This is a genomic window from Amycolatopsis coloradensis, assembly GCF_001953865.1.
Taxonomy (GTDB): Bacteria; Actinomycetota; Actinomycetes; order Mycobacteriales; family Pseudonocardiaceae; genus Amycolatopsis; species Amycolatopsis coloradensis.
Map to the genome: position 1 here is coordinate 121,193 of NZ_MQUQ01000021.1, position 16,565 is coordinate 137,757.

Genomic DNA, 16,565 nt, shown 5'->3' on the forward strand with positions numbered 1-16,565 from the left:
CCCACCCCCGTTCGGCCATCCCCGGCGCGGTCCCGCGCCGACGATCACCGCGCCTGCCATGTCTGCTCCTTCGAGGTCGGTCGCGGCTGCCCCCAAGGCCTGACACCAGCGTGAGGGTCAAGCGCGATTCGTCCTCTGGATGCGGAAAGTGCGCATCGGATGAGCGGTTTGGCTGCGACACTGGGCCTATGCGTGCCGATCGCCTGGTGGCCACCCTCCTGCTCATGCAGGCCCGTGGCCGTGTCACGGCTTCTGAGCTGGCCGACGAACTCGAGATCTCGGTCGCCACGGCCCGGCGTGACCTCGAAGCGCTCTCCGCGGCGGGTGTGCCGGTCTACCCGCAACCGGGACGGGGCGGCGGATGGTCGCTGATCGGCGGTGCGCGGACCGACCTCAGTGGACTGTCGGCGCCGGAGGCACAGGCGTTGTTCCTGCTCGCCGGGCCCGCCGCCTCGGTCTCACCCGAGGTCAAATCCGCGCTGCGGAAGCTGGTCCGTGCCTTGCCGGACACGTTCCGGGCCGATGCCCAGGCCGCTGCGGACGCGGTCGTCATCGACCAGTCGCGATGGGGTGACCGAGAGAAGGAACGGCCGGAACTGCTCACCGTGCTTCAGGCGGGCATCGTCCGGCGCCGCAAAATCCGCTTCGGTTACGCGAAGAGGGGCGCGGAACCGGTCGAGCGGGTCGTGGATCCGTGGGGCCTCGTGGACAAGGACGACGTCTGGTACCTCATCGCGGGTACCGAGAAGGGTCAGCGCACCTTTCGCGTCGATCGGATGTCCGGCGCCGAGGTGAGTGACCTGCCCGCCGGGCGCCCGGACGACTTCGAGTTGTCGCGGGCGTGGGAGCAAGTGGTCGATCGGGTCGAGCAACGCCGGTCGGGCCTGGACGCGACCGTGCTCATCGCCGAGCGGCACCTGCCGATTCTCCAGGACCACTTCGGACGGCAGTCCACTGTGGAGGAGACGCTCGACGACGGGCGCGTGCGGGTGACGGTTTCGGCGCCGGTGGCGTGGATGATCGCCCAGCAACTCGCGGGCTGGGGCTCGACGATCGAGGTGCTCGGCCCGCCGTCGGTGCAGGAGGAACTCGCGCGGATCGGCGCGGAGCTGGTCGAGCGTTACGCGGCGCCGGTGCGGTAACCCTGCGGACTGACACCGTGCTCACGTTTGAACGCGGTGCTGAGCGCGAACGAACTGCCGTAGCCGACCTGCCGCGCGACCGCGCCGATCGTGACGTCGGGGTGCTGGCGCAGCAGGTCCGCGGCGAGCGCGATGCGCCAGCTCGCGAGGTAGGCCATCGGCGGTTCGCCAACGGCGGCGGTGAACCGCCGGGCGAACGCGGCACGGGAGACTCCGGTGTCGGCCGCGAGGCTCGCCACCGTCCACGGCTCGGAAGGCTTGTGCTGCAACAGTTTCAGCGCCCGCCCGACGACGGGGTCGCTGTGCGCGCGGTACCAGGCGGGTGCCGCGGCGCCGGGCCGGTCGAACCAGGTCCGCAGCGCGGCGACCAGGAGCAGGTCGAGCACCCGGTCCAGGACGGCTTCCTGGCCCGGCGTGTCCTTGACGATCTCCCCGGCGAGCAGCGGCACGAGCGGGTTCTCCCAGTCCTCGTCGCGCACGACCAGCAGCGACGGCAGCGCGTTGAGGAGCCGTTTGCTGATCTCGCCCTCGAGCGGGTACGTGCCGGTGAGCAGCACGACGGGACCGTCCGGATCGGTGCCCCAGGTACGCACGCCGAGGTCGGACAGTTCGGTGAGGTGCCGCCCGTCCGGGGTGAGGCATTCCTGTCCCGGCAGGATCATCGCCTGCGGCGGCGTGGCCGGATCGTCGGCGACGAGATACGGGTCCGGGCCGCGGGCTATGGCGATGTCGCCGGTGCCGAGCCGGACGGCGTCCCCGTGGTCGGGCACGACCCAGGACTCGCCACGCACCTGGGCCAGCACCGTCAGCGGTGCCTCGTCCTCGACACGCAGCGACCACGGCGGTGTCATGACCGACTTCAGCAGGAACGCGCCACGCGCGCGGGGGCCGTCGAGTAGTCCGGCGAGAGGATCCATGCCCGAAGTGTAGACGATGAAACATGGAACAGAGCCTTTGAACTATGTCGCGTCTCGATTCGAGGCGCTTGACTAGTGCCATGACAAACACGAAGAACACCGAAACGGTCCTGGTCCTCGGCGCGACGGGCAAGACCGGGCGCCGGGTGGCCCAGCGGCTGACCGAGCAGGGTATCGAGGTCCGGAAGGCCTCGCGGCCCGCGTTCGACTGGGACGACCGATCGACCTGGACGGCCGCGGTCACCGGTGTCGGCGCCGCCTACCTGACCTACTACCCCGACCTCGCCTTCCTCGGCGCGGCCGAAGCGATCCGTGACTTCTCGAAACTGGCCGTGGAACACGGCGTCCGGCGGCTGGTCCTGCTCTCCGGCCGAGGCGAAGAGGAAGCCGTGGTCAGCGAACAGGGTGTGCGTGACTCGGGTGCCGAGTGGACGGTCGTGCGGGCCAGCTGGTTCGCGCAGAACTTCAGTGAGCACTTCCTGCTGGAGCCGGTGCTCGCCGGTGAGATCGTGCTGCCCGCCGGGCAGGTGACCGAGCCGTTCATCGACGTCGAGGACATCGTCGACGTCGTGGTGACGGCACTGACCACCGACGGGCACAGCGGTGAGATCTACGAGCTGACGGGCCCCCGGTTGCTGAGTTTCGCGGACGCGGCGGTGGAAATCAGCAAGGCTTCGGGGCGGGATGTCCGGTACGTTCCGGTTTCCGCTGCGGAGTTCGCGGCGGGCGCGGCCGAGCAGGGCGTGCCCGAGGAGGAGATCGAGGGCCTGACCGACCTGTTCAGCCGGGTCCTCGACGGCCGGAACGCATCACTCACCGGTGACGTCGAGAAGGTGCTGGGCAGGCCCGCGAGGGACTTCTCCGACTATGCCGCGAAGGCCGCGGCCACTGGGGTCTGGAATCGATGAACCAAGCTGTACTCGGAAGAAAGGCGACAGGGATGTCAACGCTGAGCGAGATCGTCCTGATCGCGGCCGTCATCGCGGCGGGATTGATCGCGGGCTTGTTCTACGCCTACACGTGCTCGGTGATGCCGGGACTGGCGCGGGCCGACGCCCGGACGTACGTGACGGGGATGCGGGAGATCAACATCGCGATCCTCAACGGCTGGTTCGCGCTGAGTTTCGGCGGCGCGCCACTGCTCGCCGCGGTGGCGGCGGGGCTGCACTTCCGGTCGGAGCTACGGTCGGCGCTGCCGTGGCTCATCGCGGGTTTCGTTCTGCTGCTGGTGATGCTGATCGTGACCATGGCGATCAACGTGCCGCTGAACAACGCGCTCGAAGCCGGTTTCGACGGCGACAACACGGACTTCGAGGCGCTGCGGGCGAAGTTCGAGGGCGTCTGGGAACGGTGGAACCTGGTCCGGACCCTGGCCGCGATCGGCGGCTTCGGCGCTCTGGTGGGCGGGTTGATCGTGCACGCCCGCGCTTGATCCGCTGCCGCGCGTGTTATGAACGGACCTTTCATAACAAATTCTGTTATGAAAGGTCCGTTCATAACACCGGGTCAGGCGTCGAGAGCCTCCCGAAGCCGCGGAGCGAAAGAAGCGGCGTCGGCGGCGAAGCCGCCGTGGTCACCGGGGAAGTAGGTCGGCTTCACCCCGAGGAGACCGGCGGCGAGGACAGCGGCCTCGTGCGCGGGCTGCCCGGCCGAAGTCTCCCCGACACCGACGACGATCCGCGTCCCGGACGCCTTCAGCGCCGAGTAGTCCGGCGTGAAACTCCCGATCGTCTTCATCAGGCGCACGATGAAGAACTCGAAGTTTTTCGCCATCTCCGGCGGGAAACCGCCCTCCGGCGCCTCGAAACCGGCGTCGGCCATGAACTTTCCCATCGCCGCGTCGATACCGTGCTCCTGGTGGATGTGCAGCAGTTCGTCGGGATCGATGTCGGGCTGCCCGTCCAGCAGGGTCGTCAGCGGCGGTTCGTGCGCGACGAGGGTCCGAACCCGGCCGGGATGGCGGGTGACGAGGTCGAAAGCCTGCATGCAGCCGCCACTGGACGCGAAGACGGCCGCCGGTTCATCGCTCACGCTGTCGAGCAGGCGTAGCGCGTCGTCGGCGTGGACCTCGATCCGTTGCTCCTCGTCGGGATCGTCGAGAGCGCTGCGGGAGATCCCGCGCGGGTCGTAGGTGATCACCGTGTAGTGCTCCGCGAGCGGTCCCGCGATCGGGGCGAACATGCCGGAATCGGCGGCACCGCCGGGAACGCACAGCAGCACCGGGCCGCTGCCGGTGACGGTGTGGTGGAGCCGGGCGCCGGGGACGTCGAGAATGGCCATGAGCTGACCCCTTCCTCTTGCGGGACTTGTCGCCCACCGACGAACGGCGTCACCGGGGCCCGACATCCCCGCGTCAGGAGATTTCGGCGAGTTTTCCCGACAGGTAGGCGCGTTCGGCGTCGGTGCCGGTGAGCGCGAGCGCCTCGCGGTAGGCGTCGGCGGCGTCGGCGAACCGGTCGAGGCGCCGGAGGAAGTCCGCGCGGGTCGCGGGAAGCAGGTGGTAGCCGGGGAGGCTGCCGTCCGCGGTGAGCTTGTCGACCAGTTCCAGCCCGGCCTCGGGGCCTTCGGCCATGGCGACGGCGACCGCGCGGTTCAGCTCGACGACCGGCGAGGGCACGAAACGCAGCAGCTCCCCGTACAGGGCGGCGATCTGGGCCCAGTCGGTGTCGGCGGCCTGGGCCGCCGTCGCGTGACAGGCGGCGATGGCGGCCTGGATCTGGTATTGCCCCGGCACTCCGCGGCGGAGCGCGGTCTCCAGCAGTTCGGTGCCCTCGCTGATCTCGGCGGCGTTCCAGCCGTCGCGGTCCTGGTCTTCGAGCGAGACGAGGGTGCCCTCGCCGTCGACCCGGGTGGCCCGGCGGGCGTCGTGCAGGAGCAGCAGCGCCAGCAGTCCGAGGACCTCCGGTTCGCCGGGCATGAGTTCGGCGAGGACCCTGGCGAGGCGGATGGCCTCCGCGGACAGGTCGGGCCGCAGCAGATCGGTGCCCGCGCTGGCCGAATAGCCTTCGTTGAACAGCAGGTACAGCATCCCCAGCACGGCGGACGTGCGTTCGGGCAGCAGCTCCGCCGGAGGAACGCGGTACGGGATGCCCGCGGTACGGATCTTCCGTTTCACCCGGACCAGGCGCTGCGACATCGTCGCCTCGGACACCAGGAACGCGCGGGCGATCTCGGCGGTGGTGAGCCCGGCCAGGGTCCGCAGCGCGAGCGCGACCTGCCCTTCCATTTGCAGGGCGGGGTGGCAGCAGGTGAAGATCAGGCGGAGCCTGTCGTCGTGGACGCCGCTTTCGTCCCATTCCGGCTCGGCGGCCGCGGTCAGCTCGGCCGCTTGCCTCAGCTTCTCCGCGCCGACGGCCTCCCGCCGGATCCGGTCGGTGGCGCGATTGCGGGCGGTGGTGGTCAGCCAGGCGCCGGGTTTCGCCGGGATGCCGTCGCGGGGCCAGGTGCGCAGCGCGAGCGCGAACGCCTCCTGGACGCATTCCTCGGCCAGGTCCCAGTCGCCGGTGACCCGGATCAGGGTGGCGATCACCTGGCCCGACTCCTCACGGAACGCCTGGGTGATCGAGGCGTCGAGTTCGGCCGTCACCGAACAAGCGCTTCGAGCAGCGGAACGGTCTTCTCCGGCGGCGGGTAGGCGGCGACCTCGTCCCGCAGCCGCCTGGCCGTCTCCCGGTAGGCCGGTTCCCGCAGCACCGAGGACACGGCGTCACGGATGTCGTCCGGTGTCGCCTCGATGACGTCGAGGACGGTGCCGAGCCCGAGTTCGGTGACCCGGTCGCCGTTGTGGGGCTGGTCGGCGCCCATCGGCAGCAGCGCCATCGGCAGTCCGTGCGCGATCGCGCCGAGCAGGCTGCCCGAGCCGCCGTGGGTGAGGACGGCGTCGCAGTACGGGAGGATGTCGTCCTGCGGCAGGTACTTCGCGAGGTGGATGTGGTCCGGCTGAGGGCCGAATTCCGTGGGGTCGATGAGGTTCCCGACGGTCACCACACAGGTCGCGTCGACCTCCCGCAGTCCTGCCAGCACTCGGGCGAACAGATCACCGGACTCGGTGTTGAAGATCGTGCCGAGGGTGAAGTAGAGCGTCGGCCGTCCTTCGACGTACCAGTCCGGCGCCGGGCCGCGGCCGGGAACGGGGATGTGGAAGGACTCCGCGGTCGGCGGCAGCGGGAAACGGGGATCGCGGAAGCTCGCGGGGAACGGGGAGAGCACGAGATGGCGGTAGGCCATCTCCAGGTTCCGCTGCGGTGGAAGCCCGTGTGCGGCACGGACCTCGTTGAGCGCGTCTTCCACCAGATCAGGTCGAATGAGGGCGCCGGCGGCGGTGACCAGCACGGTCGCGTGGGGGAGACCGAGCTTCTCGGCGACGATCATCGCGCCGTGATCGGCCTCGTCGCACACGAGGAGATCCGGTGCCCAGTCCTCGCACAGTGCCAGGACGTCTTCCGCGCGCCGGGGTGCGGTGCGGCGGACGAAGCCGTCGCGGAGGTCGGCGTCCTCGCGGTCCCGGTCGACGGGGAGCAACGGGTGGCGTTCACCCTCGCTGCCGAGGTTGGGGCCCGACGGGAACACGGCGAATCCGGCCGCCTCGACGATCGGGACCATCAGTGGCTCACCGGTGAACGCGATCGTGTGACCCGCGTCGGCGAGCGCGCGGGCGATCGGGAGGAGCGGCCGGAAATGGCCGTTGCCACCCGCGAAGGTGAACAGGACACGCATGTGGCTGACTCTATCGGGGGGATCGGGCAGCGCTAACCTGCTGCGGTGATCGATACGGACGCCGACGAGGTCCGGCTGTGCGCGCTGGAAGGCTGCGAGAATCCCCTGCCCCCGCCCGCGGTGGACGCCGACGGGAAACGCAAGGGCGGGCGCCCCTCGGCCTATTGCGGCAAGACGCACGCCGACGCGGCATCGCGGGCCCGGCGGGCGGCCGCGGTGGCGAGCGTGGCCGACCCGCTGCTCGAGGTCCGCCGGATCGCCGACGAGTTCACCCCGGCGTCGGCGTCGCTCGTGGAGTTGCTGGACGCGATGCGCGCCCGGTTCGACGACGCCGCCGACGCGGCGCTGGGCCGGGTCACCGAAGCCGAGACCGAGGCGGCCACGGCCCGGCGCGAGGCCGAGGACGCCCAGCAGGCGGCGGCGAAGGCCGACGCGGCCCGGGCGACGGCGCTGGCCGCGTCCCGGGACGATAAGATGGCCAAGGCCAAAGCGGAACGCACCGCCGAACAGGCCTTGAAGGACGCTGAGGAAACCCGGCAGCGTTCGTGGACCGAAGTCGCCGCGCACGAACGAGCCCGAGGTGCCGCGGAAGCCGCGACCGTCGCGGCCGAACGCGCCCGCGACGCGCTGGTCTCCGATCTCCGGGCGCTGCGGGAGGACTTCGCGGCCGTACGCGAGGAAAAGACGCGGCTGACCGCGGATCTGGGCGAGCGGGACACGGCGCTGGCGCGCGCGGTGGCCGAACTCGAAGCCTTGCTGGACCGGCTCGACGAGGCGAAGGCCAGGGTGACGGTGTCCGAAAAGGACTGTGCCGCCGCACGGGAGGAATCCGCCGGCCTCCGGGGCGAGCTGGACCGCGTCCGGGCATCACTCGCGGAAGAACACACGGCCAGAAGCCTCGCCGAGGCGCGGGCGACGGCCCTCGGCGAGGAACTGGAGCGCGCGCAGGCGCGGGCGGTCGCGGACCAGGCACGATACGACGACGTCGTCCGGAAGCTGGCCGAACTCGCCCGCCCTCCGGCGGTGACAGAAGGGCCTGTTCTCCCGCCCGAATCGGGTGGGGAGGCTTCCGAGCCCCAGTAGAGTCCCGCTGACCTATCCAGGGTTGGGGGTCGCGGCGGTGAGCGGGTACGAGGTCGAGATCGGACAGCTGCGGAACGTGGCCAAGGCCGCGGGATCCGCCACGGGCGTGGACCCCGTGCCGGCTCGGACGCGATAGCGCGGAGCCGAATATGGACAGGCCGGAAGACACTACCCGCACGAGCGCGCCGCGGACAGCGCTCCGACGCGTCGTTCTCGGCTCGTTCGCCTGCGTCGCCGCGGTGATCGTGCTGCTGGTCGGCACGGCAGTGCTCAGCGCCATCGGAGTGTCCTCCGATCCTCACGGCTACGGAATGTTCGCGGGAATCCTGTTCGCGGCGGTTTTGTCACCGGTCGCGCTCGCACTGTGGCTGCTGTACCGCTCGCTGCGACGACGCGGCAATCGGACGTAGACGCTCACGAAGGCAGTTCCTGGTCCGCCCCGGTCACCAGCTGCTCGACCCCGTCCAGGATCCGTGCCAGCCCGAACCGGAGAGTGGGCAGCGGCGCGCTCGCCGCACCGTGTGCCTCTCCGGCCGCCTGGCCGATCCGCGCCGCCAGCGGGAACAGGCCCGCGTCGGCCTCCGGGATCTCCGCGAGCACGGGAGCGCTGGCCGTCCACCACTCCATGTCCGTCATCCCGGACCGCTTCACGAGACTCGCCGATTCGACCGATCCGCGTGCGATGCCCTGAACGAAACCGTTGACCATCGCCACCACGGCGTCCATCTCCAGATCGGTGAGCCCGATCGCGTCGACGGCACGGAGTTCGCGTTCGTGTTTGGCGAAGGTGTTGGGGCCGAGGGGGAGCCGGCTGCTGATGAGCTGGAGCAGCCACGGGTGCCGGTGGTACATCTCCCAGGCGTCCTCGGCGAGAATCGTCACGGTGACCCGCCAGTCGTGGCTCGGCGGCGGGTCGGTCAGCTCGCCGTGCACCCGGTCCATCATCAGATCGAGCAGTTCGGCGCGGCTGGGGATGTAGGTGTAGAGGGACATGGGGGAGACGCCGAGCCTTTCCGCGCCCCGGCGCACCGACAGCGCGGCGATCCCCTCCTCGTCCGCGAGGTCGATCGCGGCGGTGACGATTCCGTCGACGGTGAGCTTCGGCTTGGGGCCGCGGCGAGGTTTCTCGCGCACGCCCCAGAGCAGTTCGATGGTCCGCCGTGGATCGCCGGTTCCGGTGTGGTCCGCGTAACTCATCCGCTTCTCTCTACGCCGTACGGAGTTATGTTATCCTGAACTGTACACCGTAAAGAGATTGGGGCTGAGTGACGTCTCACGACGGTTTCGACAGTGTCGTGTTCGAACCGAAAAATCCAGCTCGGACCAGCGGATTCGTCTTCTGGAACGCCGGCGGGGGCACACCGGGCACCGGGGAGGTGACGGTCGCTCTGCCGGAGATCCGGACAGTGCCGTGTGTCCGGCTCCCGATAGCCGAGGCGCTCCCCGTCCTCCTGCGGCTGCGCACGAGTGACGATCCCTCCGCGCGCTTCTGGAGCACAGCGGCCACGGCGGCGTTGAGGCTCGCCGAGGCGGGCCGCCTGCTTCCCGGTATCACGGAGTCCGATGTGGACGCCTGGCGCGCGGGGCCGCTGGAACCCGCCGATGCCTCGTGGCTGCGCGAGCTGTCCGAGGCGATGCCGCCGGAGGCACGGGCGATCCCGGGCGAGGGCAACCTGCTGCCCGCACGGTATCCGCTGTTGCGCGCGTTTCTCGACGCGGTGGCCGACACCCTTCCCCGGACACCCGCGGCCGCGCAGGCGGCAGGCGTCAAGGCCTTCGCCGCCCCACCGGCGCACCGCGTCCCGCAGCTGCGGGACTGGGCGGCCGAGGTCGCGGCCGGACTGGACTCCGGTGTCCGGGTCTCGGTGCGGATCGAGGCGTCAGGGGACGACTTCACCAGCGGCCGGTTCACCGGGATCGTCCAGGTGCACAGCCTCGCCGATCCGGGTGTCCTGGTCGACGCGGCCGCGCTGTGGTCGGGTGACGACCGGTTCGGCCCGCGTGCCCGGATCGACGTGATGCTGGCCCTGCGCCGCGCCGCCCAGCTCTGGCCACCGCTGGAACCCCTGCTCGGCGCGGCGGTGCCCGACGAGGTCGGACTCCGCGACAGCGACGTCACCGAACTGCTCACCACCGCCGCGCCCCTGCTGGCGACGGCGGGCATCGACGTCCACTGGCCCGCCGATCTCGCCCGTGATCTGAGTGCGAAAGCCGTCATCGGCGGCGGTGACGCGCCACCGGACGACCTTCCGTCGTTCTTCGCCGGCGGGAAACTACTGCAATTCGACTGGCAGCTGGCCCTCGGTGGCGCCCCGCTCACCGCCGCCGAGATGGACACGCTGGCCGAGGCTCACCGTCCCGTCGTGCGGTTGCGTGATCAGTGGGTGCTCGTCGACCCCGCGCTGGCGGCGAAGGCACGGGACCGTGCCCTGAAACCGCTGACCCCGATCGACGCGCTCGGCGCCGCCCTGAGCGGCACGGCCGAGGTCGACGGCGAACGCGTCGACGTCCTCACCGACGGCTGGCTCACCGCCCTGCGGGAACGGCTGCTCGCACCACCCGAACCGCAGGCCCCGCCGGCGGGCCTGGCCGCGACCCTGCGCGACTACCAGATGCGTGGCCTGCAATGGCTCACCGCGATGACGTCGATCGGGCTCGGTGGCTGTCTCGCCGACGACATGGGGCTCGGCAAGACGATCACGCTGATCTCGCTCCACCTGCATCGCGCGGACGGCCCGACCCTGGTCGTCTGCCCCGCCTCGCTGCTGGGCAACTGGGAACGCGAGATCACCCGGTTCGCCCCCGGCGTCCCGGTCCGGCGGTTCCACGGCACCGAACGCTCCCTCGAGGATCTCGGCGGCGGTTTCGTGCTGACGACCTACGGCACCTTGCGTGTCGACCCGGAACCGCTGGGAGGAGTCCACTGGGGACTGCTGGTCGCCGACGAGGCCCAGCACGTCAAGAACCACCGGTCCGGCACGGCGAAGGCGTTGCGGACGCTGACGTCGTCGGCCCGGGTGGCGCTGACGGGCACACCGGTGGAGAACAACCTCGCCGAACTGTGGGCGATCCTCGACTGGACCACCCCCGGCCTCCTCGGCACGATGGCCGACTTCCGCCGGGTGTGGGCGAAACCTGTCGAGTCCGGGAAGGACCCGGCCGCCGCGGAGCAACTCTCCCGGCTGGTCCGTCCCTTCCTGTTGCGGCGCCGCAAGTCCGATCCGGGGATCGCGCCGGAACTGCCGGCGAAGACCGAGACGGACCGGCCGGTCACGCTCACCACCGAGCAGGCGGCTCTGTACGAGGCGACGGTGCGGGAAATGATGGCCGAGATCGCCGGCAGTGAAGGCATCGCGCGCCGCGGCCGGATCGTCAAGCTGCTCACCGGGCTCAAACAGATCTGCAACCACCCCGCGCAATACCTCAAGGAACCGTCGGACGCGGTGCTGGACGGCCGGTCCGGCAAACTCGAACTGCTCGACGAACTCCTCGGCACGATCATCGCCGAGGACGGCGCGGTGCTGGTGTTCACGCAGTACGTCGCCATGGCGCGGCTGCTGGAACGCCATCTCGCGCAGCGCGGGATCGCCACGCTGCTGCTGCACGGTGGCACCCCGGTGCCCAAACGCGAGGACCTCGTGCGGCGGTTCCAGGCCGGTGAGGCGCCGGTGTTCCTGTTGTCGCTCAAGGCGGCCGGGACCGGGCTCAACCTGACCCGCGCCGATCACGTCGTGCACTACGACCGCTGGTGGAATCCCGCGGTGGAGGACCAGGCGACCGACCGCGCGTACCGGATCGGGCAGACCCGCCCGGTGCAGGTGCACCGGCTCATCGCCGAGGGCTCGGTCGAGGATCGGATCGCGGCGATGCTGCGGGAGAAACGCGCGCTCGCGGACGCGGTGCTCGCCGGCGGCGAGGCCGCCCTGACCGAACTGACCGACGCGGAACTGGCCGATCTGGTCGAGTTGAGGAGCCGCCGATGAGTACCCCCGACGATCGCGTCCGCGGCTTCCCCGCCTTCGGCAGGCAGGGTGGTCACGGCCAGTTCGCCCGCTCGTGGTGGGGCCGCGCGTGGATCAGCGCTATGGAGGACACCGCGCTGGACCTGCGGCAGCTCAAACAGGGCCGCAAGTACGCCGCGGCGGGCCGGGTGGGGCCGATCACGGTCAGCCCCGGCCGCATCGCCGCCGTGGTCGACGACGAGGAGGGCCAGTACCGCACCGAGGTCCGGCTCGCGGAGCTGACCGGCACCGAATGGGACCGGTTCCTCGACCGGGTCGCCTCCCGCGCCGGGCATCTGGCCGCGCTGCTGGACCGGGACATGCCGCACGACCTCGTCGAGGCCGCCGACGACGCCGGGGTGCACCTGCTGCCCGGGATCGGTGACCTCGACCCGGACTGCGACTGTCCCGGCTGGGAACTGCCGTGCCGTCATGCCGCGGCGCTGTCGTTCCAGGCCTCGTGGCTGCTCGACGCGGATCCGTTCGTGCTGCTGCTGATGCGCGGCAAAGGCGAGCGGGAGCTCCTCGACGAGTTGCAGCGGCGCAACGCGCCACGGTTCGTGCGCACCGGGGACGACGACACCCCGGCCGAGCGGGCCTACGCCGACGAGCCGGGCCCGTTGCCGGATCTCGCCGCGTTCGTGCCCGCCGGGGGACCGACCGTGCCGGAAGCACCCGGCATCCCGGCGGAGACCTTCGCCCTGCTGGCCGCCAACGCGAGTCAGGCGGCCGTCGCGCTGCTGGCGTCGCAGCCGAAGCTCACCCGCAAGCAGGACGCCGTCCGCCTCGCCGCGACCCGTCCGGAGACCGCCGGCAGGCTGCGCCCGGCGGAGAACGGTGAGAACTTCGACCGCGCGGTGCTGGCCTGGCGGCACGGTGGCCGAGCCGGTCTCGAAGTCCTGGAGACCGCGTGGACACCGCCGTCGCAGGCGATGGGCCGGGCGCGGGCGGCCTTCACCGAGGTGATGGACGATCCCGGCGAGGGCCTGGACGTCGAACGCAACCACTGCACCGTCCACGGAACGGGTGTGCAGGTGCGGCTGGGCAAGGACGGGCTCTGGTACCCGTACCGCGATCAGTGGCCCGCCGGCCCGCCCGAAACCGATCCCGGAGCGCTGTTCGCCGCGTTGCTCGGCTGATCCCACTGCCGTCCTCGCCGCAGCTCAGGCAGCTGTGGCGAGGACAGGTGGAGGATCCGGTACCGGACCTCGTCCGACTCCGGCGCCTGGTCACGCCACAGGCTGTAGCGCACCACCTCCCACGTACGCGGATCGACGGCCAGCGCGCCGGAATGCGCGCCGTCCCGCCGCAGGTGCTCGCGAAGCCCGTCGAGCGCCTCACTCAGGAACGCGACCGGGTCGGTCTCGGCGGGGATCCGCTCGACGTGCTTTCCCGCCGCCACGGGGGCAGTGCCGAACGCCGGTCCCTCCTCGAACCCGAGCACGGTCCAGTGCTGCACGGCGGGACGCCCGAACGAGTCGACGATGCCGCTGAACGGGCCGCCGAACAGGAAGGCGTTCATCCCGGCCTGGTCGTGCCACAGGTAGAAGGGCGAGTACTGGTTGAGCGTCGAGCCGTCAATGCCGCGCTCGCGGATCCCGTACACCTTCAGCCCCAGGCCGCCGAAGTCGTCGAGCAGATGTCCGCGAGTGGCGACGCGTTCGCGGATGACGCCCATGTCGTAGTCAGCGGGGAGAGTGATCTCGTACTGCATCGCATGCATGCAGTACATACTAGTAGGTACAGAACGTGGGCAGGGGACTCCGACCCGAAACTCCCGGTGGGAACTTCACCGCTCCCAGCGTAGTCCGTTACTTCCTGCTGAGCCGGACGATCCCTTCACCGTCCTGCACCGCGACGACGACGATCACCTGCCGGTTGATCTGGTGCGTCATCCCCGGTGGACCGGACACCGCCCCGCCCATCCCGCCGGACGAGGGAGCGAGACCCACCTTCCCCGCCTGGACCGTGACCGACAGCGGCCCGGCACCGCCGTCGTTGGGAACCTGATCGCCGGTCCGCACCAGCACCTCACACTCCCCGTCGGAGCAGGCTCTCAGATTCCGCCCGTCCACCGCGACGAACGGCGCACCGGACGGGGCCGCGACCCCGGCCAACGGCGCATTCTCCGCCGGCGGAGTCGAACTCGCCGCGGCGAAGATCGGTGTCGGCTGAGCCGTCGAGCAACCGGCGGCCAACAGCGCCAGGGGAACCAGGACCAGGCATCTTCGGCGATCGACCATGACCGACGAACGTAGCCGACGCAGACGTCCCTGGATGCACCCGAATTCCGCAATCCTGCCGCCGTTCGCCCTGATCAGCGGCCGTCCCGCCGGGGAAGCCGGCCGAACCGGAGCACCACGTGGTCAGGCGAGTACGGAGTGTCCGTGGACGTCTCTATTTCCCCACGCCCCTACTTCTCTCCACCGGTCCGGCCGACTTGACCTTGCTCCGTCGTCGACCCCAGACTCAGACCTCCGCACGGGCAAGGATCGCCCGCGTGTCCACACCGGACGGAAGCGTCCCGAACGCGACACCCCAGTCACCACCCAGCCGCGACGCGCAGAACGCGTCCGCCACCGCCGTCGTCCCGTGCCGCACCAGCAACGAGCCCTGCAACACCAACGCCATCGACTCGACCAGCCGCCGCGCCCGGTACTCGACGTCCGACAGATCGGACAACTCCTTGCGCAGCCTGCCCACCGCGTCGTCCAGCCGCGCGTCGGCCCCGGACGCCTGCTCGACCTCCGCGAAGTACGCCGCCACCGACTCCGGCTGCTTCGCCATCGCCCGCAACGCGTCCAGCGCCGCGACGTTGCCCGAACCTTCCCAGATCGACATCAGCGGAGCCTCACGGTAGAGCCGCGGCATCCCCGACTCCTCCACGTACCCGTTGCCGCCCAGGCACTCCAGCGCCTCCACCGCATGCGACGGACCACGTTTACACACCCAGTACTTCGTCACCGCCAGCCCCAGCCGACGGAACGCCTGCTCCTGCTCGTCATCCGGCCGGTCGGTCGCCGCCGCCAGCCGCATCCCGACCGTCGTCGCCGCCTCGGACTCCACGACGAGGTCCGCCAGCACGTTGCCCATCAGCGGCTGATCCACCAGGTTCGCCCCGAACGCGTGACGATGCCGCGCGTGGTGGAGGGCACGCACGGCGCCGTACCGCATCCCCGACGCGCTCCCGACCGCGCAGTCCAGCCGGGTGTTGTTCACCATCTCGATGATGGTGCGGACGCCGCGGCCTTCCTCGCCGACCAGCCAGCCGATCGCGTCGTCGTACTCGATCTCCGACGACGCGTTGGACCGGTTGCCCAGCTTGTCCTTCAGCCGCTGCAACCGGATCCCGTTGCGCGACCCGTCCGGCAGGACACGGGGGAGAAGGAAACACGACAGCCCGCCCGGTGCCTGGGCCAGCGTCAGGAACATGTCCGACATCGGCGCCGAGGTGAACCACTTGTGCCCGACGATCACGTAACCGCCGTCACCCAGCGGCCGCGCCGTCGTCGTGTTCACCCGGACGTCCGAACCGCCCTGCTTCTCCGTCATCGACATCCCGGCGATCAGCCCGCGTTTCGTACTCGGCTCACGCAGCCCGAAGTCGTACTCCGTCGACGCCAGCAACGGCTCGTACCGCTCGGACAGCTCAGGAGTGAACCGCAACGCCGGAACCGCCGCGTACGTCATCGAAATCGGGCACGTATGCCCCGCGTCGACCTGACCCCAGACGTACATCTTCGCCGCCCGCGCCGCGTGCGCGCCCGGCCGGGAATCCCGCCACGGAGCCGCGTGCAGCCCGTAGGACACCGCGACGTCCATCAACTCGTGCCAGTACGGATGGAACTCGACCTCGTCGATCCGGTTCCCGACCCGGTCATGCGTCCGCAGCACCGGCTCGTTCTCGTTGACCAGCCTGCCCCATTCCTGGGCCTGCTCACTCCCGGCCAGCCTGCCGAGGGCGTGCACCTCCGCCACCGCCCAGCCGGCGCCCGCCCGCTCCAGACCCTCCAGCAGAGCCGGATCCGCGGCGACGTCGTATTCCGCCAGCGGCGGCACCTGGTTGGTGACCTCATGAGTGACCGGCATCGGAACCTCCCAAAGAACGCAGGACGAAAGTGCGCAGCCCGGACACCTCGTCCGCACTGCCGGTGGTCAACGGGCCGATCAGCACTTCGGCCGCCGCCCCGACGAGCGCCGCCGCGGTGACCTCCGCGTCCTGAGCCGGGAGCACCCCGGAACGGACGCCGTCGGCCACGTGCTGGGCCACCACGTCACGGAACGCGCGCCGGAACACCAGCCGCTCGGCCTCGATCGGCGCGTCGACGGGCTCGGCCAGCAGCGCGTACGCCATCCGCGGCGTCTTCAGCGCACGGCTCGCGAAGGTGTCGAAAACCGCCACGACCCGCTCCGCCGGCGTGCCGGGCCGCTCCGACACCGCGCGCACGGCCTCGACCTCACGCGTGACGACCTTCCGGAACAGCTCCACGACCAGCGCGGCCTTGGTGGGGAAGTGGCGGTACACGCTCCCGACCGCCACCCCGGCCCGCTCCGCGACCGCCGACACCGAGCAACCCGCGTACCCACGCTCGGCCAGCTGCTCCATGGCGGCGGCGAGGACGGCGTCGCGCTGGGCGTCCAGTCGCTCCTGGACCTTCGGGGTTCGGCGGTACGGCACTCAAGAAGTGAAGCACCGATTCACACCT

At 70.6% G+C, this 16,565-nt stretch carries 16 protein-coding genes; 7 read left to right on the top strand and 9 right to left on the bottom strand.

Annotated features, from left to right (window positions below):
• Positions 1 to 188 precede the first annotated feature (188 nt).
• On the top strand, positions 189 to 1,142 hold the full coding sequence (locus BS329_RS35050; protein WP_076166992.1) for a helix-turn-helix transcriptional regulator: 954 nt from the start codon (positions 189 to 191) through the stop codon (positions 1,140 to 1,142).
• On the opposite strand, the gene BS329_RS35055 is transcribed toward BS329_RS35050, so the two are convergent.
• Positions 1,121 to 2,059 carry an AraC family transcriptional regulator gene (locus tag BS329_RS35055; RefSeq protein ID WP_076166995.1) on the bottom strand — a complete coding sequence of 313 codons (939 nt, stop codon included), beginning with the start codon at positions 2,057 to 2,059 and terminating at the stop codon, positions 1,121 to 1,123. The two genes, BS329_RS35050 and BS329_RS35055, sit on opposite strands and share 22 nt — an antisense overlap.
• Before the next feature lie 80 nt (positions 2,060 to 2,139).
• Between BS329_RS35055 and BS329_RS35060 the strand changes: the two genes are divergently transcribed.
• Together BS329_RS35060 and BS329_RS35065 are read left to right on the top strand one after the other, a co-directional pair.
• A complete protein-coding gene (locus BS329_RS35060; protein WP_076166997.1) occupies positions 2,140 to 2,967 on the top strand; it encodes a Rossmann-fold NAD(P)-binding domain-containing protein in 828 nt (275 codons plus the stop codon).
• 32 nt (positions 2,968 to 2,999) lie between these two features.
• A complete protein-coding gene (locus BS329_RS35065) occupies positions 3,000 to 3,491 on the top strand; it encodes an anthrone oxygenase family protein (protein ID WP_076167000.1) in 492 nt (163 codons plus the stop codon).
• A 74-nt stretch (positions 3,492 to 3,565) separates the two neighbouring features.
• Here the strand turns inward: BS329_RS35065 and BS329_RS35070 are convergent, their stop codons facing one another.
• The 3 genes from BS329_RS35070 to BS329_RS35080 all read right to left on the bottom strand — a co-directional run bounded on the left by BS329_RS35070 (position 3,566) and on the right by BS329_RS35080 (position 6,775).
• Complete coding sequence (locus tag BS329_RS35070) at positions 3,566 to 4,339, bottom strand: alpha/beta fold hydrolase (protein ID WP_076167003.1); 774 nt, start codon at positions 4,337 to 4,339, stop codon at positions 3,566 to 3,568.
• Positions 4,340 to 4,412: 73 nt separating this feature from the next.
• Positions 4,413 to 5,645, bottom strand: coding sequence for an RNA polymerase sigma factor (locus tag BS329_RS35075; protein WP_076167005.1), 1,233 nt, complete (start codon positions 5,643 to 5,645; stop codon positions 4,413 to 4,415).
• On the bottom strand, positions 5,642 to 6,775 hold the full coding sequence (locus BS329_RS35080; protein WP_076167008.1) for a glycosyltransferase: 1,134 nt from the start codon (positions 6,773 to 6,775) through the stop codon (positions 5,642 to 5,644). Before BS329_RS35080 ends, BS329_RS35075 begins: the two co-directional genes overlap by 4 nt.
• 45 nt (positions 6,776 to 6,820) lie before the next feature.
• On the opposite strand from BS329_RS35080, the gene BS329_RS35085 reads away from it, so the two are divergent.
• Together BS329_RS35085 and BS329_RS35090 are read left to right on the top strand one after the other, a co-directional pair.
• Positions 6,821 to 7,858 (top strand): hypothetical protein, encoded by a 1,038-nt coding sequence (locus BS329_RS35085; protein WP_076167011.1) that lies wholly within the window; start codon positions 6,821 to 6,823, stop codon positions 7,856 to 7,858.
• A gap of 149 nt (positions 7,859 to 8,007) precedes the next feature.
• Positions 8,008 to 8,268 (top strand): hypothetical protein, encoded by a 261-nt coding sequence (locus tag BS329_RS35090; RefSeq protein WP_076167013.1) that lies wholly within the window; start codon positions 8,008 to 8,010, stop codon positions 8,266 to 8,268.
• 4 nt (positions 8,269 to 8,272) lie between these two features.
• On the opposite strand, the gene BS329_RS35095 is transcribed toward BS329_RS35090, so the two are convergent.
• The gene (locus BS329_RS35095) at positions 8,273 to 9,055 is read right to left on the bottom strand and encodes a TetR/AcrR family transcriptional regulator (protein WP_076167016.1); all 783 of its coding nucleotides are present in this window, start codon (positions 9,053 to 9,055) and stop codon (positions 8,273 to 8,275) included.
• 68 nt (positions 9,056 to 9,123) lie between these two features.
• On the opposite strand from BS329_RS35095, the gene BS329_RS35100 reads away from it, so the two are divergent.
• Both BS329_RS35100 and BS329_RS35105 read left to right on the top strand, forming a co-directional pair.
• Entirely contained in the window at positions 9,124 to 11,841 is a 2,718-nt protein-coding gene (locus BS329_RS35100) for a DEAD/DEAH box helicase (RefSeq protein WP_076167019.1), read from the top strand.
• Positions 11,838 to 12,998 carry an SWIM zinc finger family protein gene (locus BS329_RS35105; protein ID WP_076167022.1) on the top strand — a complete coding sequence of 387 codons (1,161 nt, stop codon included), beginning with the start codon at positions 11,838 to 11,840 and terminating at the stop codon, positions 12,996 to 12,998. Before BS329_RS35100 ends, BS329_RS35105 begins: the two co-directional genes overlap by 4 nt.
• On the opposite strand, the gene BS329_RS35110 is transcribed toward BS329_RS35105, so the two are convergent.
• From BS329_RS35110 to BS329_RS35125, 4 genes are all read right to left on the bottom strand, one after another.
• A complete protein-coding gene (locus BS329_RS35110; protein ID WP_084750586.1) occupies positions 12,935 to 13,582 on the bottom strand; it encodes a DUF4865 family protein in 648 nt (215 codons plus the stop codon). The genes BS329_RS35105 and BS329_RS35110 overlap by 64 nt on opposite strands.
• Positions 13,583 to 13,670: 88 nt before the next feature.
• Complete coding sequence (locus BS329_RS35115; protein ID WP_076167027.1) at positions 13,671 to 14,102, bottom strand: hypothetical protein; 432 nt, start codon at positions 14,100 to 14,102, stop codon at positions 13,671 to 13,673.
• 226 nt (positions 14,103 to 14,328) lie between these two features.
• Positions 14,329 to 15,948, bottom strand: coding sequence for an acyl-CoA dehydrogenase family protein (locus BS329_RS35120; RefSeq protein WP_076167030.1), 1,620 nt, complete (start codon positions 15,946 to 15,948; stop codon positions 14,329 to 14,331).
• Positions 15,932 to 16,537 carry a TetR/AcrR family transcriptional regulator gene (locus tag BS329_RS35125; RefSeq protein WP_076167033.1) on the bottom strand — a complete coding sequence of 202 codons (606 nt, stop codon included), beginning with the start codon at positions 16,535 to 16,537 and terminating at the stop codon, positions 15,932 to 15,934. Before BS329_RS35125 ends, BS329_RS35120 begins: the two co-directional genes overlap by 17 nt.
• Between the last annotated feature and the right edge of the window lie 28 nt (positions 16,538 to 16,565).

Coding starts and splice junctions, on each gene's coding strand:
- BS329_RS35050 (WP_076166992.1), top strand. CDS start 189: ATGCGTGCCGATCGCCTGGTGGCCACCCTCCTGCTCATGCAGGCCCGT.
- BS329_RS35055 (WP_076166995.1), bottom strand. CDS start 2,059: ATGGATCCTCTCGCCGGACTACTCGACGGCCCCCGCGCGCGTGGCGCG.
- BS329_RS35060 (WP_076166997.1), top strand. CDS start 2,140: ATGACAAACACGAAGAACACCGAAACGGTCCTGGTCCTCGGCGCGACG.
- BS329_RS35065 (WP_076167000.1), top strand. CDS start 3,000: ATGTCAACGCTGAGCGAGATCGTCCTGATCGCGGCCGTCATCGCGGCG.
- BS329_RS35070 (WP_076167003.1), bottom strand. CDS start 4,339: ATGGCCATTCTCGACGTCCCCGGCGCCCGGCTCCACCACACCGTCACC.
- BS329_RS35080 (WP_076167008.1), bottom strand. CDS start 6,775: ATGCGTGTCCTGTTCACCTTCGCGGGTGGCAACGGCCATTTCCGGCCG.
- BS329_RS35090 (WP_076167013.1), top strand. CDS start 8,008: ATGGACAGGCCGGAAGACACTACCCGCACGAGCGCGCCGCGGACAGCG.
- BS329_RS35095 (WP_076167016.1), bottom strand. CDS start 9,055: ATGAGTTACGCGGACCACACCGGAACCGGCGATCCACGGCGGACCATC.
- BS329_RS35105 (WP_076167022.1), top strand. CDS start 11,838: ATGAGTACCCCCGACGATCGCGTCCGCGGCTTCCCCGCCTTCGGCAGG.
- BS329_RS35110 (WP_084750586.1), bottom strand. CDS start 13,582: ATGCATGCGATGCAGTACGAGATCACTCTCCCCGCTGACTACGACATG.
- BS329_RS35115 (WP_076167027.1), bottom strand. CDS start 14,102: ATGGTCGATCGCCGAAGATGCCTGGTCCTGGTTCCCCTGGCGCTGTTG.
- BS329_RS35120 (WP_076167030.1), bottom strand. CDS start 15,948: ATGCCGGTCACTCATGAGGTCACCAACCAGGTGCCGCCGCTGGCGGAA.